Source organism: Providencia heimbachae ATCC 35613, from assembly GCF_001655055.1.
Lineage (GTDB): Bacteria > Pseudomonadota > Gammaproteobacteria > Enterobacterales > Enterobacteriaceae > Providencia > Providencia heimbachae.
Genome location: NZ_LXEW01000032.1, coordinates 23,569 through 48,567 on the forward strand (window position 1 = coordinate 23,569; position 24,999 = coordinate 48,567).

Here is a 24,999-nt window from a genome sequence, read left to right on the forward strand (position 1 = left end):
TCAAATGTCTCCATGGCGTAGTGCTAAACCAGCCGCGATAACAAAGTCGCCAAGTTGATGGGGAATTTTGATCGAGTGATGATGAAATGCTTGTAATAACTGCCATTGATTATGTGAGTCTGGGGCGTGGCGGTCACTGATGTAATAAATTGGAAATGTTGCCTCACCTTCACCGCTACTTAGTAATGGGATCAATTGGGAAAGCGTTGTAATTTCGGTATCTTGGATATGGTTATAGTTTGCCGGTTGGCTAATGGGCCCTGACCATAACCATTCTCCTTGTCGATAATGCACGAGCCAGCATTCATCAGGCAAACCTGCATGGCGCGCAACATAGCGTAAAGCAATGGGGGCAATATCAATCGCGAGGAGATTAAAGCCACTATCATCAAGCAAGCTTTGCCAGAACGTAATATCTGACTGGCGAGCAGCATTGAGATACACGTTTGATTCAATCACTCGATAGTCTAAAACGAGTTCTTGAGCATGCATCGGGAACAGTTTTTCAGCCCGAGATTGTAAATACCAACCTAGCTCAGGTTGCTGTAAATTCATTTGTTCAGGCAGCGTAAAATGTTGCTTTATTGTACGCAGGGAAGGTAACGCGATAGAAACCGTACAATTTTTCGGTAATTTCTGACGCCATTGTATGAATATTTTTAGTAGACTTTCGCGCTGTTCAAACGCCGTTTTTTCGCTGAAATCTATCGGGAAAGAATGTTGCCAACATTCGCATAGAGACCAGTATTTCCGGTATTGCTTTATGGCAACCAGCTGAATTTTATTTCGATATAGGTCGATCCCAATGTTCCATTTTTGTGAATACATAGATAATTTCCTTATCATCAAAAAATAAATTACGTTTTCTATTGCGTTGTATAAGCTTTATACTGTCATTCAGTGATATCTAAACCCTCCTGTCAGTCGAGTATGGGAATTCTCAGGTGAAGTTCGTAAAATATTTTTTCATTTTTGTTATCTGTTGCATTTTTTTGGGAACCGCCTCGATTTTTGGCATGTACAAATATGTCGAAGGTGAGTTGCCCGATGTTGCGACAATGAAAGACATCCGTTTGCAAGTACCGATGCAGGTATTCAGCGCCGATAATGAGTTGATCGCGCAATATGGTGAAAAACGCCGTATCCCGTTGCCATTAAATGAAATTCCACCTTTGATGGTGAAAGCATTTATCGCAACAGAGGATAGCCGTTTCTACGATCATCATGGTATTGACCCTATTGGTATTTTTCGTGCAGTCACTGTCATGGCATCATCAGGCCACGCCTCACAAGGGGCGAGTACAATCACACAACAACTTGCAAGAAACTTTTATTTAAGCCCTGAAAAAACACTGATGCGTAAAGCTAAAGAGGCTTTTCTTGCTATACGTATTGAGCAGCTATTTACTAAAGATGAAATTATGGAGCTTTACTTAAATAAGATTTATTTAGGTAACCGAGCTTATGGTGTTGGTGCAGCGGCTTATGTTTATTTTGGAAAAACAGCCAGTGAATTAACACTAAGTGAAATGGCGATGATTGCAGGGCTACCAAAGGCACCATCAACATTTAATCCGCTTTATTCTTATGAACGAGCTGTTAACCGCCGTAATGTGGTTTTGATGCGAATGTTAGAAGAAAAATACATTACGCAAGACCAGTACGAGCAAGCGCGAAATGAGAAAATAGAAGCCTCTTATCATGCACCTAAAGTTGATTTTTCGGCTCCTTACTTGGCCGAAATGGCGCGTCAAACTTTGTATGATAAATATGGTGAAGATGCCTACACTGACGGGTATAAAATTTATACAACGGTGATCCGTAAAGATCAGTTGGCAGCGACTGAGGCTGTTCGCAATAACCTGATCGATTATGATGTAAGACATGGTTATCGCGGCCCGACTGAAGTGTTATGGAAACCATCAGAAGCGGCATGGCCGGCTGAAAAAATCGTTGAAAAACTGAAAAAATCACCTGTTTATGGCCCTTTAATGCCTGCAGTAGTGCTTTCTACGACAAATAATGACGCTAAGGTGTTATTAGCTGATGGAACTGAAGCACAGATCACAATGGCGGGTGTACGCTGGGCTCGCAAGTATATTTCAGATACGCAGCAAGGCGCTACGCCAAGAACAGTTAATTCTGTTGTGCAAGCGGGTGAGCAAATTTGGGTTCGCCAAGTAAAAGATAATTTATGGCTTGCACAGGTTCCTGACGTTAATGCCGCATTTGTTGCTTTAAATCCGAATGATGGTGCCATTATCGCGCTAGTCGGCGGCTTTGATTTTAATATGAGTGAGTTTAACCGTGTTACGCAATCACTGCGTCAAGTCGGTTCGAACATCAAACCCTTTTTATATACCGCTGCGATGGATAAAGGCCTGACGCTTTCATCATTACTTAACGATGTGCCTATTAGTCGTTGGGATGCTGGGGCTGGCTCAGATTGGCGCCCTAAAAATTCACCACCTAGATATGACGGTCCAATTCGTTTAAGACAAGGATTAGGTCAGTCAAAAAACGTTGTCATGGTACGCGCAATGAGGGCTATGGGCGTTGATTATGCGGCTGATTATCTCACTCGTTTTGGTTTCCCAGCAGAAAATATTAATCGCACAGAGGCACTCGCTTTGGGCGCACCATCATTTACACCAATGCAAATGGTGCGTGGTTATGCTGTTATGGTTAACGGCGGGTACCTTGTTGACCCTTATTATATTTTGAAAATTGAAAATCATGATGATGAAGTGATTTTTGAGGCGAAACCCAAAATAGCCTGTCCAGATTGTACTCATATTCCAGTCGTTTACGGTGATACCGAACGCAGTATTACTGTTGAAGGCGTTGATGATGCATCAACCGAGGAAGTCACGCAGTCAGGTAGCGGCGTTGCTGTACAGGAACCGACAATGGAACTTGCCACAGCTTCAGAGCAAGGGGCAAATTCTGGCGATATGTATGCACCTCATGTTATTGGTACGCCGCTAGCATTCCTCATCAGGGATGCAATGATGACCAATATTTACGGTGAACCCGGTTGGTCAGGAACGGGTTGGCGAGCGGCTCGTGATTTGGGTGGCCGACGTGATATTGGCGGTAAAACGGGAACGACCAATAGCTCAAAAGATGCTTGGTTCTCCGGTTATGGCCCTGATGTGGTAGCTTCGGCTTGGATAGGTTTTGATGACAATAAACGTACTTTAGGTCGAACAGCCGCAAGCGGTGGTGAAGCAGGGGCAAAGAGTGCTCAGCCAATGTGGGATGATTTTATGAAATCAATCCTTGAAGGCGTTCCTGTCAAAACAATGAAGCCACCAAAAGGTGTGATTTCCGTTTCTATCGACAGTCGAACCGGTAAATTAGGTTCTTCTCGACGTGAATACTTTATTGAAGGAACCGAACCGAAAGAGCATGCGGTACAAGAAGTTGGAACAACGATTTCCACTGAAGGTGGGGCAAACCAAGAGTTGTTTTAAATTTCGAATAAAAGACTAAATTACACCCCATTGTTATATGAATAACATGGGGTGTAATTCGTTTTAAGAAACTGAAATTAGCGGTAGTCGGTTTTTAGTGGGGCGTTATATTGCTATTTTGACGTAATATTTTTTAAATAACGCTCAACGTAGAAGAGTGCGCTAATATTCCGAGCTTCATTGAAGTCGGGATGATCGAGTAACGCCATCATGTTTGCAATCGGCCATCTAACTTGTTGTAGCGGTTCTGGTTCGTCGCCTTCAAGTTTTTCGTTATAAAGATTTTGCGCAATTAGGATATTCATTTTGCTAGAGAAGTAAGATGGGGACATGGTGAGTTTAGCCAGTTGAATAATGTCGTGAGCACCATAACCAATTTCTTCTTTAAGTTCTCTTTGTGCTGCTTCAAGCGGGACTTCACCAGGGTCAATTGCACCCTTAGGGAAGCCTAATTCATAGTTTTCAATACCAACAGCATATTCACGGATTAGAATTAATTGGTCATCGATAATAGGTACAATAAGAACCGCTTCACGTTTAGCTGGGCGCATTCTTTCATAGACGCGTTTTTCGCCGTTGCTAAATTCGAGGTCAACAGATTGGATACTGAATAATTTTGATTTTGCAACATCTTGAATATTCAAGATTTTTGGCATTTTCAACTCTGTCATAACGATTTCCGAACGGATGAGTAAAAATCTATTGGTAAAAGCCTATTTAACTTCAAAAAGAGAGGCTTTTGTTTCATATTCAACTATGACCTATATCAAAAAAAAATGATAGAGATTATCGGGTAGATAAAATGCTGTTAGTATAGCTGGCGGCTAATTACCGCACAGATTAACAAATAAAAATATTTATTTACAACATATTGTAAATAAACATAAAAATCAGAAATAGAATAGGAATTGGCTGATATAGGGATCAGGGAGTGATTGCTATGCTTTTCTGATGGATATTTTATTGGGGAACACATGCTTAACTACGTCATTATAACGGCTATAATCATTATTAGCCTAACTATAATGGCTTCCTTCCTGTATTTCAGGCGGGGGCGGCATTCTGGTGTCTATCAAATACCTTCTTTGGCTACGCCGTCGTTTAGAAAAATGATTGATACCGATTACCAGACAATTTCCCAGTACCTAAAACATTGTGCATCAGCCTCTCATAACCCTTCCCAGACGGTATGGCAAATTAAAAAAAACGCAACAATTGCCACGATCTGTAACTCAGTGACTCGCTTTAACTTAGGCCAAGAGCAAGGTTATGCATGGCGCTATTTCATTGATACTATTGAAGTTCAGCTTCCCTCTCAATTAGAACCTTTTTTACAACGACAAAACGTGATGGAGTTGGTGGAGACTGACCATTTACCACTGATTGTATCGATGAATAGTCACTCGCTAAAAGATTTTAGTCATGAATGGCTTGTTGAGCCTGCTATAGAGTCCATTTTTCCTGAGGCGGCGATTCAGGAGCGTGGACAACATAACATTGAATTATTGCGGATGCGTAAGGAAACTCGAGAAGAGTATCGATTGCATCATTCATCGGGTTGGTTAGGCGCAGCAATCATCTGTTTGAGCTTTCTTTTAGGGTATTTAACGTTAATTTCTATTCCATTGTTGCAGGGATGGGGGCTTGTTAGTGCAGCGCTTTGTTTTATATTTGGCTTGTTTGTGCTATTTCGCTCGAAAGTTTTCCCTAAAAAATATCAAGATGTTAAATGTATTTATGGGCAACCTAAACGCTGGGAACTCTATGGTGAGTTGGATAAAAAATACTCATCAACAGTATCGATTGGTGGTGTTGATCTACATTACCCCGCTCATTGGGCTCCGTATATTCATCATGAATTAAACAAACCAACGAATATTGATATTTACGCTTCAGGGGACGTGCTCAAGTATGGGCAATATCTTTCTCTCCACGAGGAAGAACGGGACTATCCTTACAAGCGATTTAAAAAGAATATCGTCATGCTTATTGGAGCATTATTCGTTTTAGCCTTGGTTTTTTCCTATCAATCAATGAGTTTACCCGTAAAACTCGGCTTTGCTTGGCTTGAAGGTGTCGAAAAAATTACGGCAACAAGTTCAACTGAGTTAGAAACGAGCAAGCTAAAAGTGGGTGATACCCTGAGCGCAAAAGGTATGGGGATGTGCTATCGCCCACCGAATCTTAATGATTCTGAGCAGGCACTATTTGTCCCCTTTGATTGCTCAGGCGTGTATTGGAATAATATTAATTTAGTGAATGAGCCGGAATCAGAGAAAGTTGAACTTTCTATTGAGCTTCTTAATACGGTTAAAAATCAATTGCATCCAGATAAAGACGCTGGCGGTGTTAACCCTAGATTACAACGTGACATTATGAAGTCAGGCATGAATATTATTTTTGATTTTTCACAAATAATATTAAAAACCAATGCATTATGCCAAGAAGATGCCGCCTGTTCTAAGCTGAAAAATGCACTGATTAATCTCGGTAGCACTGATGATTGGGGGACACTTGTTAATAAAGCATCAGCAGGAAAATTGAGTGGTGCGCATGTTTTATTACGAGCAGGAAGTGCGGAGGCCTTGGAAAACATCGTTGAAGCCACCACATATGAATTTATCAGGAAAGAAATAGATAGAGAAGTCCGTAAGCTAAACAGTCCACCGCCGGGTGGCGTTTTACTCATCAGCGATGAAAATAAATCGTTAGTGGACTTAATTTCGGGTAGTTCATTTAATGATATGACGCAATTACAGCGTTGGCAGGAGTTGAAACGGTTATCGAGTATTTTAATTAATACACCGTTTGATATTGAGGGAATTATTACGCACCTATCGGTTGATGCTAATGGCACGTTGTACATTGTTTTACATGAAGAGCCAAACGCCGATGTTTTATCTCAATATGTGTGTAGCTCACTGTTTGTCCTATTTCTGATCTTTTGCGCGCTGATCAATGGCTCATTAATTGTTATTCGCGTTTTGAACAATAAAAGGCGTTTACGTAAGATTATTCAATATTACGATAAATGCTTTGAGGCCGACAATCCTTCCTATCACAGATAGTGTCACTCCCCGAAATGGTGGTCGCCTCAGTACTTGAATACCGACTTAAATTGAGGAAGACATCATGAAACAACCACTCACAGAACCGGTTCGCCTCGATAAATGGCTATGGGCAGCGCGATTTTATAAAACACGCGCTATGGCTCGTGAGATGATCGACGGTGGTAAAGTTCACTATAATGGACAAAGAACTAAGCCGGGTAAGATTGTTGAGTTAAATGCGACAGTTAAATTACGCCAAGGTAATGATGAACGGATTATCGAAATTCTCGAAATAAGTAGCCAACGCAAAGGTGCCCCTGATGCTCAATTGCTTTATCGTGAAACATCAGAAAGTATTGAACAACGGGAAAAGATAGCACAAGCCCGGAAAATGAATGCACTCACGATGCCCCATCCAGAACGACGTCCTGATAAAAAAGAACGCCGAACTCTGCTAAAATTTAAACAAACAAATTCCCATGAACCGTCTTAATCGACGGATTGAGTAATAGAGAGCAAATTATGGCTAAACAAGACCAACTCCACCGTTTCTTATTTGAACAGCATGCCGTGCGTGGAGAAGTAATTACTGTCGATGAGACTTTCCACCATATTTTGGAAAATCACGACTACCCTGCTGCGGTAAAAGGCTTACTGGGAGAGCTCCTTGTTGCTACCAGTTTATTAACGGCAACACTAAAATTTGATGGCGATATTACCGTTCAAATTCAAGGTGATGGCCCTGTGAAGCTGGCGGTTATTAACGGAAATAATCTTCAGCAAATGCGCGGTGTCGCTCGCGTTAATGGCCCCGTTGTAGCCGGAAGCACCTTAAAACAGATGATTGGTAATGGTTATATGGTGATCACCATTACACCAAGCCAAGGTGAACGTTATCAAGGCATTGTTGCGATGGAAGGGGAAACACTCGAAGAGTGTATTGATGCCTATTTCCTTCAATCTGAACAGTTACCAACCCGTTTATTCATTCGTGTTGGGGAGCTTGATGGAAATGCGATTGCGGGTGGCATGTTATTGCAGGTATTACCTGCTGCGGATGAAACTAGCCACGATATTTTTGAGCATTTGGTGCAATTAACGGCAACCATCAAAGGTAAAGAGCTTAGCGAGCTTGATATTAAAGAGGTTTTACATCGTCTGTATCATGAAGAAGATGTCACTCTATATGACCCTCAAGCGGTCGAATTTCGTTGCACTTGTTCCCGTGAACGTTGTGAAGGCAGTTTAGCGACATTATCAAAAGAAGATGTTATCGACATATTACAGAAAGATGGAAAAATTGATATGGAGTGTGAATATTGTGGCTCACACTACGTATTTATTGAATCTGATATTGATGGGTTAAAAAATGAGCGAAATCAGCAACTTCACTGATACGATTTAGCAACCTAATTATGTGACGAGGGTGCAATTCTGCACCTTTTTTTTATAATTTTAAAGCATTATAACGTGCTCTAAGTCTCATTATGAATTAAAAAAAATTATACATTTTCAATTCTTTGATAGCTATCGCTGTTAATTAGTCGTAAAGAATTATGATCATCTGCAGATTAGTTATGTTTACCAGGAGCAATATAATGAGCGCTAAAAGCATTACCCTGAAGGAACTTGAAAAGTACGGTATTCATGATGTAGCAGAAGTCGTTTATAACCCAAGTTACGAGCTATTATTCACGGAAGAAACCAAGCCAGGACTTGAAGGTTATGAACGTGGCACAGTTACCACACTCGGTGCTGTTGCTGTTGATACTGGTATCTTTACGGGTCGTTCTCCAAAAGATAAGTATATCGTGCGTGATGATGTGACTCGCGACACCGTTTGGTGGGCAGACCAAGGTAAAGGCAAAAATGATAACAAACCTATGTCACAAGAGGTTTGGACAGATTTAAAACAGTTGGTGACTGAGCAGCTTTCTGGCAAACGCTTATTTATCATCGATGCATTCTGTGGCGCAAACGCAGATACACGTTTAAAAGTGCGTTTTATCACAGAAGTTGCATGGCAGGCACACTTCGTTAAAAACATGTTTATTCGTCCATCAGATGAAGAGTTGGTTGGGTTTGAACCTGACTTTATCGTGATGAACGGCGCAAAATGCACTAATCCAAATTGGAAAGAGCAAGGTTTGAATTCAGAAAACTTTGTTGCTTTCAATCTGACTGAGCGTATGCAGTTGATTGGTGGCTCTTGGTATGGCGGTGAAATGAAGAAAGGCATGTTCTCTATGATGAACTACCTTCTACCGCTAAAAGGCATCGCATCAATGCACTGTTCTGCTAACGTGGGTGAAAAAGGCGACGTTGCGATTTTCTTCGGCCTATCGGGAACCGGTAAAACGACATTATCGACAGATCCAAAACGTAAGCTAATTGGTGATGATGAGCACGGTTGGGACGATGATGGCGTATTCAACTTTGAAGGTGGTTGCTATGCAAAAACAATCAACCTGTCTAAAGAAGCTGAGCCAGACATCTATGGTGCAATCAAACGTGACGCATTACTTGAAAACGTGATGGTATTAGCCGACGGTACAGTTGATTTCAATGATGGCTCAAAAACAGAAAACACCCGTGTTTCTTATCCGATTTACCACATTGAGAACATTGTTAAGCCGATTTCTAAAGCCGGTCATGCGACCAAGGTTATCTTTCTAACCGCGGATGCATTTGGCGTATTACCACCTGTTTCTCGCTTAACCGCAGAGCAAACTCAGTACCACTTTTTATCTGGGTTTACAGCAAAACTAGCCGGTACAGAGCGTGGCGTTACGGAGCCAACACCAACATTCTCAGCATGTTTTGGTGCAGCATTCTTATCTCTACATCCAACGCAATACGCTGAAGTATTGGTAAAACGTATGGAAGCTGCAGGTGCGAAAGCTTACTTGGTGAATACCGGTTGGAATGGTACGGGTAAACGTATTTCTATTAAAGATACCCGTGCAATCATTGATGCGATTTTAAGTGGCGACATTGAAAAAGCGGAAATGAAAAAACTGCCAGTATTTGACTTAGACATTCCGACAGAATTACCAGGTGTGGATACTCATATCCTTGATCCGCGTAATACTTATGCAGATAAAGCAATCTGGGATGAAAAAGCGAAAGATTTAGCTGACCGTTTTGTGAAAAACTTCGATAAATACACGGATACCCCGGCAGGTGCTGCACTGGTCAAAGCAGGCCCTAAACAGTAAGTTATCAGCAAATGTGATTTTTCGATTAAGGCTCTACAGTGTAGGGCCTTTTTTCCATTTTAAGCGCTTGCTACAGTGTTCTGAGCAGTTTTGCGGGGTTCCCTGCATAAATCCCTTTCTGTGTAATTGGTTTGACGACAACGCTTCCTGCGCCAACTACGGCATCTTGGCAAATAAATGCACATAGAATTGTTGCGCCACTACCAATCGTGACATTATCTTCAATCGTAATTGTTAGCCAATTTTCACTATCGGCGTCGGGTGCACCACCTTTAAAAAGGTCATTCACGAAAGTAACATTGTGTCCAATAAAGCAATTTTCGCCAATTGTCACGTTTTCACAAATAAATGAGTGGGATTGAATTCGGCTATTAGGTCCAATATGGCAATTTTTCTGAATTTCGACAAAAGGACCGATAAACACATTATCGTTGATCGTACATTCATACAGGTTTACCGGCTCAACAATATGAATATTTGCCCCGGTAACGACATCGCGGATTGCGCAGTGGCTGATTTTCATTATTTAAAGACTCACAACAATCAAAGAAGTGAGTACAGATTAACATAAATAAAAACCCTGTATGAAAAACACACAGGGTGATGGGTGCTTGATTATTAGTCAGCAGAAGGTAAATCGAATAACAAAATCTCGCTATCTTCATCGACTTTTATGGTTAGGCTATTTTCTTGCCAAATAGCCAAGCCATCACTGGTTGTGGCTTTTTGGCCGTTAATTTCAACGGTACCTTTGACAACCTGTATCCACATCACGCGCTTATCCGCGATATCATGAGATTGCACTTCGTTGGCTGTCAGCGCCCAACGCCATAATTGCATATCTTGATAAACTTTTAATGAGCCATCTCGTGCATCAGGCGATAGAACGAGTTGTTTTCCGTCATTAGAATCAAACCGTTTTTGTTCGTAACGAGGTTCTATATCCGTTTTTTCAGGAAGGATCCAAATTTGATACAGATGCAGCTCATTTTCAGCATCAGGGTTGTATTCAGAGTGGCGAATACCTGTGCCTGCGCTCATTATCTGAAATTCACCTGCCGGTATTTGCTCCATATTTCCCATACTATCTTTATGCTCTACAGTACCACTTAGAACATAAGTCAGAATTTCCATATCGTTATGAGGATGGGTACCAAAACCCTTTCCTGCCGCTATAACATCTTCATTAATAACGCGAAGTGCAGAAAAGCCCATAAATTCTTCATCATAATAATTGGCAAATGAAAAAGTATGCCAGCTATCTAGCCAACCATGGTTTGCATGACCGCGTTCGTTTGCTTTACGTAAATAAATCATAATCTCATCTCCTGAAAGCGGTTATCCAGTGATGAAGGGATCCGCTCTTAATGTGTTGATGATAGTTTAGACGAATTGAGCGCAGAGAAAAGTAGCTGCCATTAACCATAGGATCCAAAAAATTTGAACAAGTTGCTTCGAATACCAAGGATATTCTTGGGGAATTTAATTTAACTTTGGGTAAGTAGAGATAAAAAAATAGCCAGCACGGAGCTGGCTAAAGTAAACACTGGAAGCAATGTGAGCAATGTCGTACTTCCAACAAGACGGTGACTAAGTTAGCCCTCTTGAGGAAGTGATGATAATGATAATAGTTATCACTATCGTTTGTAAAGCACTATTTTTAACCAAATTAATATATCTTATAATTTAAAATGCAATTATATGATTTATATGAAATTAAATATTAACCATTATTTTTCAATGGATTAAGGGGATTCAGGCTTTTATCGATTTTATTTTATACCGAATAAATTGTAGGGTTATTATTGGTGATTCGGTAAGCTTTCGGCACAAGCGGCTGCGGAACTCCACGCCCATTGAAAGTTATATCCCCCAAGCCAACCGGTTACATCCATCACTTCACCAATAAAATAGAGCCCTGAGACGTTGAGTGATTCCATTGTTTTTGATGATATTTCACGGGTATCAACACCCCCTAATGTCACCTCAGCAGTACGATACCCTTCGGTGCCGTTAGGCTGGACTTGCCAATGATGCAGCGTGTTATGCAGTGCTTCGATTTGGGGATGGTTAAGTTGTTTTAGATTGCAATCAGGGATTTGGCCTAGCCCTTGTAATACCTCAATTAACCGCTTGGGTAGTAACTTAATCAGTGTGTTTTTTAAGGATTGGTTTGGGTGAGCCTGCTTTTCGTCGGATAAAAAACGGTCAATAGGCGTTTCGGGCAGTAAGTTAATACTTACATACTCACCGGGCTTCCAATAATTAGATATTTGTAAAATTGCAGGGCCAGACAATCCTCGATGGGTGAATAAGATATTTTCTTTGAACAGGGTGCCACTGGTGGAGGTCACTGTGGCGGCAACAGAAATACCGGAAAGTACCTGTAAAGCTTCGAGTAAAGGCTTGTGCAGTGTAAAGGGGACTAAAGCTGCACGAGTTGGCACGATGGTATGCCCAAATTGTTCTGCAAGGCGATAACCAAACGGCGTCGCCCCTAAAGCTGGCATGGATAATCCACCTGTGGCGACAATGAGTGAGCGCGCACTTACCTGAGAACCATTAACTGTAACCGTGAAGCCATCGTCACACTTTTCAACCTCAGTCACTTCGCTGCGTAATTTAATGGAAATATTGGGTAAATCACACTCACTTTTTAGTATGTCTACGATATCTTGAGCACTGTTGTCACAAAATAGCTGGCCTAATGTTTTTTCGTGATAAGGGATATTATATTTGCTGACTAATGCAATAAAATCCCACTGCGTATAGCGAGCAAGTGCTGACTTACAAAAATGCGGATTTGATGAAAGGTAATTGCTGTGCTCTGCATACATATTAGTGAAATTGCAGCGGCCACCACCAGACATGAGAATTTTTCTACCTAGTTTTTTTCCGTTATCAAGGACGAGTGTGTTTAAACCCCGTTTTCCGGCAAGTGAGGCACAAAAAAGACCTGCAGCACCTGCACCTAAAATAATAACGTCGATATTTTTCACAATAAAATTCTCTATATATGTTTGATTTTAAGCATAATTACCATTATATGAATGCGTATTTTACGCCATCTTTATGGTGTTGTATTGTAAAGCTTTGATGAAGATCTAATGAAAAGTATGAAAGACGTATTATAATTATTAAAATTCGGCAAAAAAGTCCAAATAACGTTTATTCTCTGGAAATAGCGCCAAAAAGTTTCAAAAAATCAGAATAAGTTTGTTTGGTTCAATGCATTGATATTTATGGGGTAATTGATATGAGGTACTTTTTTGATGAGTAGTTAAATCAAAAAAAGGTTAGATTTTGCTTCCACCGCTTGCGTTTGTCACTGATAATGCGCCGCGTTCATGTCCAACATATAATGGCTTAACGTCTATGCTACATCTTTTTACAGGTTTAGAATTTTACACCGGTCTGTTATTAGTTCTGGCACTGTTATTTGTGCTGGTCTATGAGGCTATCAATGGCTTCCATGATACCGCTAATGCGGTTGCGACGGTTATTTATACCCGAGCGATGCGGGCTCAGTTCGCAGTTGTCATGGCTGGCGTCTTTAACTTTTTCGGCGTCTTGCTGGGGGGGTTGAGCGTAGCGTATGCGATCGTTCACCTTTTACCAACAGACCTCTTGCTTAATGTGAGCTCAGCTCACGGCCTTGCGATGGTTTTCTCATTGCTACTGGCTGCAATCATTTGGAACCTTGGAACCTGGTATTTAGGTATACCTGCATCAAGTTCTCATACCCTGATCGGGGCCATTATTGGTGTTGGTTTGACCAACGCAATCGTGACTGACTCATCAGTGGTTGATGCTTTGAATATACCGAAAATGATCAGTATTTTCCTGTCTCTTATTCTTTCCCCCGCTATCGGATTTGTGATTGCCGGTTTGATGATTTTTTTCCTACGTCGCTATTGGAGTGGGACAAAAAAACGTCGTCGTATTCACTTAACGCCAGCTGAACGAGAGAAAAAAGACGGTAAGCGTAAACCCCCATTTTGGACTCGTACCGCATTGATTCTTTCTGCCGTTGGCGTCAGTTTCTCTCATGGCGCGAACGATGGACAAAAAGGGATTGGTCTGATCATGCTTGTGCTAATAGGTGTTGCACCGGCAGGTTTCGTCGTCAATATGAATTCTAACGGTTATGATATCGCGCGGACTCATGATGCAGTTGTCCATCTGCAACAGTACTACGAAACACATAAACCAGCGCTAAACCATGCGATAGAAAATACTCCAGTCATTGCGGAAAGTAGCGATGAAGTTGGTGGCGAATTCCATTGTGATAACACGCGTACTGCCGTTGTTTTGAATCAAGCTCAAACGATGCTGAGTGGCATTCAAAGCTATGATGAACTGAGTCCTGATCAGCGTAACCATGCACGCCGCCTACTTATGTGTATCTCTGATACAGCGAATGCGGTTGCTAAATTACCAGAAACCAGTTCTAAAGATGCAAGCTTGCTGAAAAAACTCAGTAATGATCTACTGTATACCGTTGAATATGCACCACTTTGGATCATCATTGCAGTTGCTTTAGCACTGTCTATTGGTACCATGTTTGGTTGGCAGCGTGTTGCCGTGACTATCGGTGAAAAAATCGGTAAGAAAGGCATGACTTATGCGCAAGGTGTTTCAGCGCAGGTCACTGCCGCAGTTTCCATTGGGGTTGCTAGTTACACGGGTATGCCTGTATCAACCACGCAAGTATTGTCTTCTGCGGTGGCGGGTACAATGGTTGTTGATGGTGGTGGCGTACAAAGCAAAACCATTAAGAGCATTGCACTGGCATGGCTTCTAACTTTACCGGTATCAATCGTGCTATCAGGCGGACTATACTGGCTATCATTGCTGTTTATCTAACAGCAGCTAACTTGTTTTTAAGCATAAGCTAAAAACGTAAACGAGTTACATGAACAAGACGAAATAGTGATGGCCTTTTGGGCTATCACTATTTTTTTGTTTTTAGAACGAGGGCTGAATGTGTTTGATGGCTTCGAGTATCCATTAACTTCTGAATAGTTAGCCAAAAATAACTAAATACACCAGACTGACAACAACCAGAATACTCAATCGGCTGATCAGCATAAATTGCTTGCGAATACGTTCGCAGCGGAGAATAACTTCAGGGTCATAATGCTCAAGGTACTGCTGACTATTGATATAACGAACCAGACGGAGTTGCTTGTTCAGCTGACCATGAGTCGTGAAAAAACCATTACCATCAACAGATAGGTAGAGCAGTGGATCAGAATCCCGCAGAATAGACAATAAAACACGAATCGAAGAAAAATAGCGCATCATATTTAAGATACAGAGAATACATAGCGCCCAAAACAATGCAATCATACTGAACATAATCCCCCCTTAGAACTTCGCTTACCGTCGTTGTAACAAAGGAAATACATCAAAAACATTGTACTTAGATTAAGTCATTTTATTGTAGGACAAAATGTTGATTAAAAAAAGTGCAGTATAATCAAAAATGAGATGACTATTTTTTATAGGGGTAAAAAACGTAATCATGCTCCTATTTGTTCTTATCATCCTTTAAATTTCAGCATTGTTGACTATGCTCAATCTATCGAACCACACAATATACTATGCTTATGACAACGCCGTTATTGCTTCATTCTGGATTGTTTTATGCACTTGTAATATCTCAAATTAATTAGGGTATATATAAATATTGAATGAATGATGTTATTGTTTTATAAAATGTTATATGAACTGATGATTTTAAGGTTAATCTGCTTAGATGTGATCAACGCGACACTTAATAGTCACAATTAGCAGGTATAGTATTCATAAGATGTGGTGAAGGTTTATAACCACCAGATAATTAGCATTCGGAAGGAGTTTACTTATGGCTTACAAACATATTCTCGTTGCGGTAGATTTATCACCTGAAAGTAAGGTATTACTGGATAAAGCAGTCTCTATGGCAAAACCGTATGGGGCCAAAGTATCCATGATCCACGTAGACGTTAATTATTCAGATCTTTACACCGGCCTTATCGATGTCAATCTGGGTGACATGCAGCAACGGATCACAGATGAAACCCGTAATGCGCTTAAAGACCTTTCCGCTGGGGCAGATTATAAAATTACTGAAACACTCAGTGGTAGCGGTGATTTAGGCCAAGTACTTGTTGATGCGATTAAAAAATATAATATGGACTTAGTTGTTTGTGGCCACCATCAAGATTTCTGGAGTAAATTGATGTCTTCGGCTCGTCAGCTAATCAATACTGTCCATGTGGATATGTTGATTGTGCCATTAAAAGACGAAGAAGAGTAACCTCTCGCATTAAAATTGAAATATTATTCACTGAAAACGCCTGCTTATGCAGGCGTTTTTTTTGTATCAAAATATGTAATTTTAGGGAGATATTGGCAGGTCAAGCATTTTTTTTTTCAAAAGAGTGAAAAAAAACCTTGAATTAAGAATACAAACTAGTGATATATTCAATAGGCAAACACAAATCAATCTCACATTTCCTAAAAATAATGACAAGAAAAAGTGAGATACATCACAACAACCAACGTTAAAAAAGGAAGACATAGATGACACAATCACTATCTTCGTTCTTGGAGTCTGTCCAAAAAAGAGATCCTTCACAACCTGAGTTCCTTCAAGCCGTCCGCGAAGTTTTTACTTCTCTTTGGCCTTTCTTAGAGCAAAACCCAAAATACCGTGATCAAGCACTTCTAGCGCGCTTTGTTGAGCCTGAAAGAGTGATTCAATTCCGTGTATGCTGGGTAGATGACCGTGGTCAAGTGCAGGTAAACCGTGCATGGCGCGTCCAGTTTAGCTCTGCAATCGGCCCGTACAAAGGGGGTATGCGCTTCCACCCATCAGTGAACTTATCGATTCTAAAATTCCTCGGTTTCGAGCAAACACTGAAAAATGCATTAACAACCCTACCTATGGGGGGGGGAAAAGGTGGTTCAGATTTTGATCCTAAAGGAAAAAGCCATGGCGAAGTTATGCGTTTTTGCCAAGCATTGATGACTGAGCTTTATCGCCATATTGGTTCAAATACTGACGTCCCTGCGGGTGATATCGGTGTGGGCGGCCGTGAAGTTGGCTTTATGACGGGCATGATGAAAAAACTGTCGAACGATACCTCTTGTGTGTTCACGGGTAAAGGTCTCTCTTTTGGTGGTAGTTTGATTCGCCCAGAAGCAACCGGTTATGGCTTAGTGTACTTCACTGATGCCATGTTAAAGCGTCATGGTTTAGGCTTTGAAGGCATGCGTGTCGCGGTTTCGGGATCGGGTAACGTGGCTCAATACACCATCGAAAAATGTATGGAATTGGGTGCTAAAGTTGTTACAGCTTCTGATTCAAGCGGAACTGTAGTGGATGAAGCTGGCTTTACACCTGAGAAATTGGCTCGTTTAGAAGAGATCAAAAATAACTATGGTCGCATTGAAGAATATGCGAAAGAGTTTGGTTTGACTTACTTAGCGGGTAAACAACCATGGTGTGTCCCTGTTGATATCGCACTGCCTTGCGCGACACAAAACGAGCTCGACACTGATGCGGCAGAATTGCTGATCAAAAATGGGGTTAAAGCGGTAGGTGAAGGTGCAAATATGCCAACGACTATCCCAGCAACTGAGCTGTTCCTTGAGGCGGGTGTTTTATTTGCACCAGGTAAAGCAGCTAACGCAGGTGGTGTTGCAACATCCGGGCTTGAAATGGCTCAGAACGCAGCGCGCTTAAGTTGGAAAGCTGAGAAGGTCGACGCACGCTTACATCACATTATGTTGGATATTCACCATCATTGTGTTGAATTTGGCGGTGAAGGGAAACAAACAAATTATGTCCAAGGTGCTAACATCGCAGGCTTCGTCAAAGTCGCTGATGCAATGATTGCGCAGGGCATTTTGTAATACCCTGACCAAAAACGTACGCGAAAGGGCGGCTGTATCATACTGATAATTCACCTGTACATACGCCCTTCGCCGTTACGTTTTAATCGCTACTTTTAATACAGGGATAAATATCAAACCGATGGCTTTTGGTTGTAATCGCGGAAGGTGCTTTTTTACCCGCAAGGGGTTCTGCGTAATCAGGACGTTTTACGACAACACGACGTTTTGCTAGCGTAATAGCCGGCTCCAATAAAGAATCCGCATCATCATCAGCCCCAACCAATGACTGAAACACCCGCATCTCTTTTTTGACCAACGCACTTTTTTGCCTGTGTGGATACATGGGGTCGAGATAAATTACATCCGGTGGGTCAATAATTTCACTCAATGCCGTAATACTTGATGCGTGGATTAGTGACATGCGTTGTTGCAGCCAAGTACCAATTTCAGCATCTTGATAGCCCCGCTGCAATCCATCATCCAATAATGCTGCAACCACCGGATGACGTTCAAGCATTCGTACACGGCAGCCTAATGCGGCAAGCACAAAAGCATCTCTGCCTAATCCCGCCGTCGCATCAATAACATCGGGGAAATACCCTTTTTTGATCCCAACGGCTTTAGCAACGGCCTCACCTCTACCGCCTCCGAATTTCCGTCGATGAGCCATCGCACCTGAGACAAAATCCACAAAAATTCCGCCAAGCTTTGGCTCGTCGATTTTACGGAGTTGTAAGTTTTCAGGAGTTAGCACTAAAGCCATCATGGCATCAGGGGTATGCAACAATTGCCATTTTTCCGCAAGTTGAGAAAGAGTGCTGATATCAGCACCCTCTTCGCAGATCAATTGGATCGCGATGTGATCAGCCATTGATACCATAGCTCTTCAACATAGCATCTAATTCAGGCTTACGACCACGGAAACGCTCAAATAGTGCCATTGGTTCTTCTGAACCCCCACGACTTAAGATATTGTCGAGGAATGATTGGCCTGTTTGGCGATTAAAAATGCCTTCTTCAGAAAAACGCGAGTAAGCATCTGCCGCCAGCACATCAGCCCAGAGATAGCTGTAGTAACCCGCCGCATAGCCGCCAGCAAAGATGTGGCTAAATGCATGAGGGAAACGACTCCATTTTGGCGATGGCACAACGGCCACTTTCTCTTTAATTGCATTGAGTGTTGGCATCACTTGAGCACCTTTGGCTGGGTCATATTCGGCGTGTAAGGTGAAATCAAACAAACCAAACTCAAGTTGGCGTAAAACAAACATGGCAGACTGATAATTTTTAGCCGCTAACATGCTGTTTAGCATTTCTGTTGGTAATGGTTCGCCAGTTTCATAATGGCCTGAAATAAAGGCTAGCGCTTCTGGCTCCCAGCACCAATTTTCCATAAACTGGCTTGGTAGTTCTACCGCATCCCATGGCACACCATTGATGCCCGCAACATCGGCAACATCAATCTGCGTCAACATATGATGTAAACCATGTCCGAATTCGTGGAATAGGGTGATCACTTCATCGTGGGTAAACAGCGCGGGTTTATCACCAAGTGGCTTATTGAAATTACAGGTCAGATAGGCAACTGGATTTTGCAGTGAACCATCTTTACGCACCATGCGACCAAGACAGTCATCCATCCAAGCCCCGCCACGCTTATGTTCACGTGCGTATAGGTCTAGATAGAAACTTCCGCGTAACGCCCCAGTATCATCATACAGCTCGAAAAAACGCACATCTTTGTGCCAAGTCTCAACATCATTGCGTTCTTTAGCGGTTAAACCGTAGATACGATGAACGACTTCAAATAAGCCATTGATAACACGTTGCTCTGGGAAATAAGGGCGCAGCTGCTCATCATTGAGTGAGAATTTATGTTGTTTTTGTTTTTCGCTGTAATAAGCCAAATCCCAAGATTCAAGGGTGTCGACACCATAATGTGTTTTAGCAAATTCGGTTAACTCAGCGAGTTCATTTTTACCTTGCTGATGGGCACGTTGCGCTAAATCATTGAGAAAGCCTAAGACTTGCTCTGGCGATTCTGCCATTTTGGTCGCTAATGACTTATCGGCAAAGTTTTTGAATCCTAATAGTTGGGCTAATTCATGGCGTAGTGCCATCAATTCTTCAATCAGTTCACTATTGTCCCATTTACCTGCATTTGGGCCTTGATCTGATGCGCGAGTACTATAAGCATGGCTCATTTCACGGCGTAGTTCCGCATTATCCGCATAGGTCATGACAGGTAAATAGCTTGGCATATCAAGGGTCAGCAAGTAGCCTTCTTCGCCTTTCGATTCTGCCATGGCTTTTGCCGCAGCAATCGCGCTTTCAGGCATACCGGCTAATTCGCTTTCATCTTTAATTAGCTTGTTCCAACCCATTGTTGCATCAAGCACGTTATTGCTAAATTTAGAGGCAATCTCAGATAAACGCGCAACAATCTCACCATAACGTTGCTGTTTTTCAGCAGGCAAGCCAATGCCGGATAATTCGAAATCACGTAAGGTATTTTCAATCGATTTACGTTGGGCAGGGGTCAGCGTATTAAAGTCAGCCCCTTCTTTCAGGGATTTATAAGCTTGATATAGCGGCTCATGTTGGCCCATCCAAGTACTGAATTCAGAAAGCAGTGGTAAACATTGTTCATAGGCTTCGCGCAGTTCAGGACTATTTTTAACAGAATGCAAATGACTTACTGGAGACCAGACTCGTGAAAGTTTGTCACCGGCTTCTTCAAGTGGCAGACAAAGGTTATCCCAAGTGTATTGATCAGTTGCCGAAAGTAAGCTTTCGACGGTTTGGCGATATTCGGTTAATACCTGTTGTACCGCAGGAAAAATATGGTCAGTTTCAATGGTTGAAAAACGGGGTAATTCGGAATCGGCTAATAATGAATTTGTCATAAAAACATCCTGTGATAGCAGGCTTGTGCTCGTAGGCCAAGACTTATTGTATTGACAATAAAGGTAAAACGGCGAGCTCTACACTACAAAAGTTAGCACACCATTGTGAACATAATTGATTATATGGGGGCGAAAATGGAAACCTCAATATCAGGATAATGCTTTTTATTATTAGTCTTTGCCAATAAATGGTTTTTCTTATTAACCTTTATCAATAAATGGTATAGTTGCACTATCAATGCTTTGTAAAACATCTATAATCTGAATCCTGCAATATGAGGAAGATCGTCGTCTCCGGTGAGGCGGCTGGATTTCAAATCCAGTTGGGGCTGCCAGCAGTCCCGGGCAGGTTCGACTCCTGTGATCTTCCGCCACTCAAGTTCAATGCACCTCCACCTAAGTCAATTAAATCCTTTAAATTCAACATATAAAAGCAATTTATAGTCAACTCGGTTCAACTGGGGTTACTCCACATCAACCCCCAGTTGGGGGTGTTAATCTGGGGTGCATTTAGGTATGGTATATCTTGCACCCCCAATTCTCATTTTTTATTGTAATAGATAGGGCTTACGGAGGTTTTGTTATGGCTCTGAGTGATATAAAAATTAAAACGGCAAAGCCGCTAGATAAGCCTTACAAACTTTCTGATTCAGGTGGGTTATATCTGATAGTTAATCGCAATGGTTCTAAATATTGGCGAATGAAGTATCGCTTTGCAGGCAAAGAAAAAATGCTTTCCATTGGTGTCTACCCGCAAGTGACATTAGCAGAAGCAAGAAGTCAGCGTGATGATGCGAAAAAATTGTTAGCTCAAAATAAAGATCCAAGTGAACAAAAGCAATTAGCGCGATTAGAAAAGCACTTAGCTTCTGAAAGTACCTTTGAAGCAGTTGCTCGTGAATGGCACAGCTCTAAAGCGGATCGCTGGTCACTACGTTATCGTGATGAAATTATTGATACCTTTGAAAAGGATATATTTCCTTATATCGGTAAGCGTCCGATAGCAGAGATTAAGCCCCTAGAGCTCCTTGAAGCTTTACGTAAGATGGAAAAACGTGGAGCCTTAGAGAAGATGCGTAAAGTCCGTCAGCGCTGTGGAGAGGTCTACAGATACGCAATTATTACGGGGCGAGCTGAATATAACCCTGCACCGGATCTGGCCTCAGCGCTTACACCTCCGAAGAAACAACATTTCCCGTTCTTAACCGCTGAAGAACTGCCTTATTTCCTAAAAGATTTAGCTGGTTACACTGGTAGTATTATTACCAAAACAGCGACAAAAATTATTTTACTTACTGCTGTTAGAACACAAGAACTTCGTTTTGCCCGTTGGCAGGATATTGATTTAGAAAAAGGAATTTGGGAGATACCTGCTGAAGTGATGAAAATGAAACGACCGCATGTTGTGCCATTATCAAAACAGGTGATCGAACTATTTAATTCACTCAAACCACTATCAGGGCATTATGAACTTGTATTTATAGGCCGTAACGATCATAGAAAGCCGATCAGTAAGGAAAGTGTAAATCAGGTCATTGAGTTGTTGGGGTATAAAGGAAGGCTAACAGGGCATGGCTTCCGCCATGCGATGAGCACTATTTTGCATGAGAAAGGGTATAACTCTGCATGGATTGAGCTTCAGCTCGCTCATGTTGATAAGAATACGATCCGTGGCACGTATAACCATGCTCAGTACCTTGAAAACAGAAGAGAGATGATCCAGTGGTATGCGGATTATATTGATGAATTGGAGTGTGGGGTAGGGAATGTGGTGAGTGTGGATTTTAAGTAATTATATCTATCTCATATGGTTACTGTATGAGATAGATTGATTTTTACATTGTTAGCATTTTATTACTAAATTAAGGTGTTTTTTCTTTAAAGATTATATGTTATTTATGTTTGTTTATTATAAATAGAGTTTTATTTTATTTTTTTAGGATATTTATTCAAGTCTATTGAGATAATTATCAGAAAATTAAAACTATAATTTTTCAGTTATTCTAGTTGTTGAATGCTGTTTATAAGGTTTTCAAGTTCAATACCTACTATTTCGATGTATCTATTAGTAAAGGTCGAGTGGGAATTAATAGATTCATCAGATAATGATAAATGCATTGCAGTCTGATCATTGCCCAAGCATATTTAAGTTCTGCTAGTTCCTCTTTTGATATTCTAGCCATTTAGCTTCAATGATATTAATCAAGCCATTTAAGCTATACTGAGTCTCGATAAGTGCTTCTATGACTCGTTTGGATATGTCTCATATCACATTCGAAGAATTTAATATCAGCATTACCATTTCGTGCGATAACATTTCTTTATTATTTATTTCTACGACACTAACCACCACAAATTTTCTACGAATTTAGAATTATGCCTGAAATTTTAATGCCTAATTAATAAAAATTCGTCAATATGAAGATGGTTACAGCTTATTAATATCGATAAAACAGCGTATTTTAAGTGGAATACGCTGCTCATATATCAAGTTGGTGAATGGTTGTGTTTTAAGGTTTTGATTAACTAATTAAATGCAATGATGACTACAGCATTACCAGTGTAATATCCAGGGGTTACCGTTCCGGATGCATGTAATTCAGACGTAAATGTAAATGGATTAGACGCATTATTTCCAGAAATATTCATATTGGCACCATTCCAACCACTTTGATTGTTAATTAATGGATTTGAATAAAAGTTAGGCGTCGAATTTAAATATACATAACGCTCACCTGTTGTTGAACGAGCAAATAAATTGATATTTGTAGCTTGTGTACAGGCGATATTGCCAGAAACTGAATTTGTCTTACCATTTAGGCTTGTGTTACTAATTGCCCCGTGATCAACAAAGGAAGGTAAAGAAATGCTACATGTTTGATTTGTAGGTGGAATTTTACCGCAGACACTACCAGGCCACTGGATTGCATTCCTAACACCCGCAGTTGGTCTATGGTTAACATAGAATAATCCAATACAAGTTGCATTTGGGCTATCAATGACAAATGATGCACGATAAGGGATACCTTTTGCACTACGGAAAGCAGCAGCAACCTCTTCTGCTGTTCTATATTGGTTAATTCGAATGCAGTTACCATAATCTAAGCAAGAGCCACTCAACGACGGTGCACCAGATGCATACAAAACATCAGGACCTATCCAACATTCTGTTGACCCATAACAAGGGTTAGTAACGCCACTTGCTTCACTCCAAGAGAGAATGTCCATCTCAACACGGGGCCAGGCTCCAGAGGTCATGCTCACAGGCATTACATATGCGATAGCATTGGCAGGACGAGATGGAAATAGAGACGTTAGTGCGATGATTAATAATAAAATACTCAAACGGTCTGTATTTAATATCCCATGTATTTTTGTTTTTTTAGCAGACATAATGGTTTACTCATAATCTAATTTGAACGTGGCGCTCGCAGCCCATGTACCGAGCACAATTGATTTATTTTGCAATGGGATTGGCTCGGCCCTTACATACGCTTGAAATCTTAGGTCATTATTATTTCCGGCATACAATCCTTGGGTATAACTACCACTATTAATTTTGATAGCTGCGCCAGAAATACTTTCAATACCAACTGCCACTCCGGATGCTTGACTTCCTGCATCTAGCGCTAGTAAACCAGGCAAAGTCGAACTTTCTGTGCCAATAAATGTGACTTTTACTTCATGACCTAATGCTAAATCACAATTAATTAATCGAATGGTAAAAGGTTGGCTATTTGTTTGAGTATTCAGATACAGGTATTTATCAACTATTGTGCCGAAATCTAATTCAATAGATTCGTCGCCGGGATAAACATCACAAGCATCCTCAATCAACGTGCCATCAAATTCCACATTTGCAGAAAAAGCCATGGTGGTACCCAAAAACCATAAGCCAAAGGCAAAGCTCATATTACGTTTAATATTCATAGTGATGACAGCTGCCTCCTATTCAAAAATAATGGTTAACGTGCCTGATGCAGTAAAATTATCCCCAACGAGTTCGCTTCCCGAACGCATAACCGGAACCGCTGAAAGGGATGGCAGAGAAGCTGCATTAATCAAAAAAGCTTCATTCAATGGTTGGGGCTGTCCATTCTTCTGAATTTGAATTCCTAATTTGCCATTATTCAACGGTGTCACCGTTCTTAATGTCGCATTATCAAATCCATTCCCTGCAGGTGTTCCTCCGAATATTAAGCTGATATCCCACGGTTGAGTCATATCGCCAACACAATCTAGTTGAAAGGGAATAGGTTGCTTGAAAGCGGTACCATTGACTTTTCGTACACCAACTTTACCAAATGAAACTTTGATAGGGTCGTCATGGCTTAATTGGCATACAGGAGGAATAATTAACGTGCCATCAAATGCCCAATTTGCCTGCGCTGAAGATATGGACATCACCATTATAAATCCTGCCATCCAATGCTTAATTTGATTGTTATTCCACATAATCATT

Annotated in this window: 20 protein-coding genes and 1 tRNA gene; 10 read left to right on the forward strand and 11 right to left on the reverse strand. The window is 41.2% G+C overall.

Translation table 11 applies throughout. The features are described from left to right. Positions 1-828, reverse strand: coding sequence for a pilus assembly protein PilM (gene pilM / locus M998_RS11075; RefSeq protein ID WP_068908872.1), 828 nt, complete (start codon positions 826-828; stop codon positions 1-3). A 116-nt stretch (positions 829-944) separates the two neighbouring features. Here pilM and mrcA point away from each other — a divergent pair, with 116 nt between their 5' ends. Then, positions 945-3,476 (forward strand): peptidoglycan glycosyltransferase/peptidoglycan DD-transpeptidase MrcA, encoded by a 2,532-nt coding sequence (gene mrcA / locus M998_RS11080; protein ID WP_068908874.1) that lies wholly within the window; start codon positions 945-947, stop codon positions 3,474-3,476. 113 nt (positions 3,477-3,589) lie between these two features. Here the strand turns inward: mrcA and nudE are convergent, their stop codons facing one another. Then, the gene (nudE, locus tag M998_RS11085; protein ID WP_068438969.1) at positions 3,590-4,147 is read right to left on the reverse strand and encodes an ADP compounds hydrolase NudE; all 558 of its coding nucleotides are present in this window, start codon (positions 4,145-4,147) and stop codon (positions 3,590-3,592) included. A gap of 303 nt (positions 4,148-4,450) precedes the next feature. On the opposite strand from nudE, the gene M998_RS11090 reads away from it, so the two are divergent. From M998_RS11090 to pckA, 4 genes are all read left to right on the forward strand, one after another. Then, on the forward strand, positions 4,451-6,544 hold the full coding sequence (locus M998_RS11090) for an IgaA/UmoB family intracellular growth attenuator (protein ID WP_068438967.1): 2,094 nt from the start codon (positions 4,451-4,453) through the stop codon (positions 6,542-6,544). A gap of 64 nt (positions 6,545-6,608) precedes the next feature. Continuing rightward, positions 6,609-7,019 (forward strand): ribosome-associated heat shock protein Hsp15, encoded by a 411-nt coding sequence (gene hslR / locus M998_RS11095; protein ID WP_068438964.1) that lies wholly within the window; start codon positions 6,609-6,611, stop codon positions 7,017-7,019. A gap of 29 nt (positions 7,020-7,048) precedes the next feature. Further along, positions 7,049-7,921, forward strand: coding sequence for an Hsp33 family molecular chaperone HslO (gene hslO / locus M998_RS11100; protein ID WP_068908876.1), 873 nt, complete (start codon positions 7,049-7,051; stop codon positions 7,919-7,921). 203 nt (positions 7,922-8,124) lie between these two features. Continuing rightward, a complete protein-coding gene (gene pckA, locus M998_RS11105; RefSeq protein ID WP_068438959.1) occupies positions 8,125-9,744 on the forward strand; it encodes a phosphoenolpyruvate carboxykinase (ATP) in 1,620 nt (539 codons plus the stop codon). Positions 9,745-9,814: 70 nt separating this feature from the next. On the opposite strand, the gene M998_RS11110 is transcribed toward pckA, so the two are convergent. From M998_RS11110 to M998_RS11120, 3 genes are all read right to left on the reverse strand, one after another. Then, positions 9,815-10,267 carry an acyltransferase gene (locus M998_RS11110; RefSeq protein WP_068908878.1) on the reverse strand — a complete coding sequence of 151 codons (453 nt, stop codon included), beginning with the start codon at positions 10,265-10,267 and terminating at the stop codon, positions 9,815-9,817. A gap of 95 nt (positions 10,268-10,362) precedes the next feature. Further along, positions 10,363-11,061, reverse strand: a complete 699-nt coding sequence (locus M998_RS11115) for a pirin family protein (RefSeq protein ID WP_068438955.1) — start codon at positions 11,059-11,061, stop codon at positions 10,363-10,365. A gap of 485 nt (positions 11,062-11,546) precedes the next feature. Beyond that, on the reverse strand, positions 11,547-12,743 hold the full coding sequence (locus M998_RS11120; protein WP_068908880.1) for a BaiN/RdsA family NAD(P)/FAD-dependent oxidoreductase: 1,197 nt from the start codon (positions 12,741-12,743) through the stop codon (positions 11,547-11,549). Between the two features lie 376 nt (positions 12,744-13,119). Here M998_RS11120 and pitA point away from each other — a divergent pair, with 376 nt between their 5' ends. Beyond that, positions 13,120-14,610: an inorganic phosphate transporter PitA gene (gene pitA, locus M998_RS11125; protein ID WP_068439050.1), complete on the forward strand. Its 1,491-nt coding sequence runs from the start codon at positions 13,120-13,122 to the stop codon at positions 14,608-14,610. A gap of 159 nt (positions 14,611-14,769) precedes the next feature. On the opposite strand, the gene uspB is transcribed toward pitA, so the two are convergent. Then, positions 14,770-15,105: a universal stress protein UspB gene (gene uspB, locus M998_RS11130; RefSeq protein WP_068438951.1), complete on the reverse strand. Its 336-nt coding sequence runs from the start codon at positions 15,103-15,105 to the stop codon at positions 14,770-14,772. Between the two features lie 508 nt (positions 15,106-15,613). On the opposite strand from uspB, the gene uspA reads away from it, so the two are divergent. Continuing rightward, entirely contained in the window at positions 15,614-16,048 is a 435-nt protein-coding gene (gene uspA, locus M998_RS11135; protein WP_068438949.1) for a universal stress protein UspA, read from the forward strand. A 266-nt stretch (positions 16,049-16,314) separates the two neighbouring features. Then, a complete protein-coding gene (gdhA, locus tag M998_RS11140; protein ID WP_068438947.1) occupies positions 16,315-17,649 on the forward strand; it encodes an NADP-specific glutamate dehydrogenase in 1,335 nt (444 codons plus the stop codon). A gap of 82 nt (positions 17,650-17,731) precedes the next feature. Here gdhA and rsmJ read toward each other — a convergent pair whose 3' ends face one another. Together rsmJ and prlC are read right to left on the reverse strand one after the other, a co-directional pair. Further along, a complete protein-coding gene (gene rsmJ / locus M998_RS11145; protein WP_068908882.1) occupies positions 17,732-18,502 on the reverse strand; it encodes a 16S rRNA (guanine(1516)-N(2))-methyltransferase RsmJ in 771 nt (256 codons plus the stop codon). Next, a complete protein-coding gene (gene prlC, locus M998_RS11150; protein ID WP_068908883.1) occupies positions 18,495-20,537 on the reverse strand; it encodes an oligopeptidase A in 2,043 nt (680 codons plus the stop codon). Before prlC ends, rsmJ begins: the two co-directional genes overlap by 8 nt. A gap of 279 nt (positions 20,538-20,816) precedes the next feature. Between prlC and M998_RS19565 the strand changes: the two genes are divergently transcribed. Both M998_RS19565 and M998_RS11155 read left to right on the forward strand, forming a co-directional pair. Further along, positions 20,817-20,911 (forward strand) — tRNA-Sec (locus M998_RS19565). A 209-nt stretch (positions 20,912-21,120) separates the two neighbouring features. Next, a complete protein-coding gene (locus tag M998_RS11155; RefSeq protein ID WP_068438940.1) occupies positions 21,121-22,329 on the forward strand; it encodes a tyrosine-type recombinase/integrase in 1,209 nt (402 codons plus the stop codon). Between the two features lie 734 nt (positions 22,330-23,063). On the opposite strand, the gene M998_RS11160 is transcribed toward M998_RS11155, so the two are convergent. The 3 genes from M998_RS11160 to M998_RS11170 are packed head-to-tail and all read right to left on the reverse strand — an operon-like array spanning position 23,064 to position 24,998. Next, positions 23,064-23,930 carry an MrpH family fimbial adhesin gene (locus tag M998_RS11160; RefSeq protein ID WP_068438939.1) on the reverse strand — a complete coding sequence of 289 codons (867 nt, stop codon included), beginning with the start codon at positions 23,928-23,930 and terminating at the stop codon, positions 23,064-23,066. A gap of 6 nt (positions 23,931-23,936) precedes the next feature. Further along, positions 23,937-24,467 carry a fimbrial protein gene (locus M998_RS11165; RefSeq protein WP_068438937.1) on the reverse strand — a complete coding sequence of 177 codons (531 nt, stop codon included), beginning with the start codon at positions 24,465-24,467 and terminating at the stop codon, positions 23,937-23,939. A gap of 18 nt (positions 24,468-24,485) precedes the next feature. Beyond that, a complete protein-coding gene (locus M998_RS11170; protein ID WP_068438936.1) occupies positions 24,486-24,998 on the reverse strand; it encodes a fimbrial protein in 513 nt (170 codons plus the stop codon). Position 24,999 lies beyond the last annotated feature (1 nt).

What these genes read in the sequence shown, in the direction of transcription:
- pilM (WP_068908872.1), bottom strand. Translation starts at nt 828, where the DNA reads ATGTATTCACAAAAATGGAACATTGGGATCGACCTATATCGAAATAAA.
- nudE (WP_068438969.1), bottom strand. Translation starts at nt 4,147, where the DNA reads ATGACAGAGTTGAAAATGCCAAAAATCTTGAATATTCAAGATGTTGCA.
- M998_RS11090 (WP_068438967.1), top strand. Translation starts at nt 4,451, where the DNA reads ATGCTTAACTACGTCATTATAACGGCTATAATCATTATTAGCCTAACT.
- hslR (WP_068438964.1), top strand. Translation starts at nt 6,609, where the DNA reads ATGAAACAACCACTCACAGAACCGGTTCGCCTCGATAAATGGCTATGG.
- hslO (WP_068908876.1), top strand. Translation starts at nt 7,049, where the DNA reads ATGGCTAAACAAGACCAACTCCACCGTTTCTTATTTGAACAGCATGCC.
- pckA (WP_068438959.1), top strand. Translation starts at nt 8,125, where the DNA reads ATGAGCGCTAAAAGCATTACCCTGAAGGAACTTGAAAAGTACGGTATT.
- M998_RS11110 (WP_068908878.1), bottom strand. Translation starts at nt 10,267, where the DNA reads ATGAAAATCAGCCACTGCGCAATCCGCGATGTCGTTACCGGGGCAAAT.
- M998_RS11115 (WP_068438955.1), bottom strand. Translation starts at nt 11,061, where the DNA reads ATGATTTATTTACGTAAAGCAAACGAACGCGGTCATGCAAACCATGGT.
- pitA (WP_068439050.1), top strand. Translation starts at nt 13,120, where the DNA reads ATGCTACATCTTTTTACAGGTTTAGAATTTTACACCGGTCTGTTATTA.
- uspB (WP_068438951.1), bottom strand. Translation starts at nt 15,105, where the DNA reads ATGTTCAGTATGATTGCATTGTTTTGGGCGCTATGTATTCTCTGTATC.
- uspA (WP_068438949.1), top strand. Translation starts at nt 15,614, where the DNA reads ATGGCTTACAAACATATTCTCGTTGCGGTAGATTTATCACCTGAAAGT.
- gdhA (WP_068438947.1), top strand. Translation starts at nt 16,315, where the DNA reads ATGACACAATCACTATCTTCGTTCTTGGAGTCTGTCCAAAAAAGAGAT.
- rsmJ (WP_068908882.1), bottom strand. Translation starts at nt 18,502, where the DNA reads ATGGCTGATCACATCGCGATCCAATTGATCTGCGAAGAGGGTGCTGAT.
- prlC (WP_068908883.1), bottom strand. Translation starts at nt 20,537, where the DNA reads ATGACAAATTCATTATTAGCCGATTCCGAATTACCCCGTTTTTCAACC.
- M998_RS11155 (WP_068438940.1), top strand. Translation starts at nt 21,121, where the DNA reads ATGGCTCTGAGTGATATAAAAATTAAAACGGCAAAGCCGCTAGATAAG.
- M998_RS11160 (WP_068438939.1), bottom strand. Translation starts at nt 23,930, where the DNA reads ATGTCTGCTAAAAAAACAAAAATACATGGGATATTAAATACAGACCGT.
- M998_RS11165 (WP_068438937.1), bottom strand. Translation starts at nt 24,467, where the DNA reads ATGAATATTAAACGTAATATGAGCTTTGCCTTTGGCTTATGGTTTTTG.
- M998_RS11170 (WP_068438936.1), bottom strand. Translation starts at nt 24,998, where the DNA reads ATGATTATGTGGAATAACAATCAAATTAAGCATTGGATGGCAGGATTT.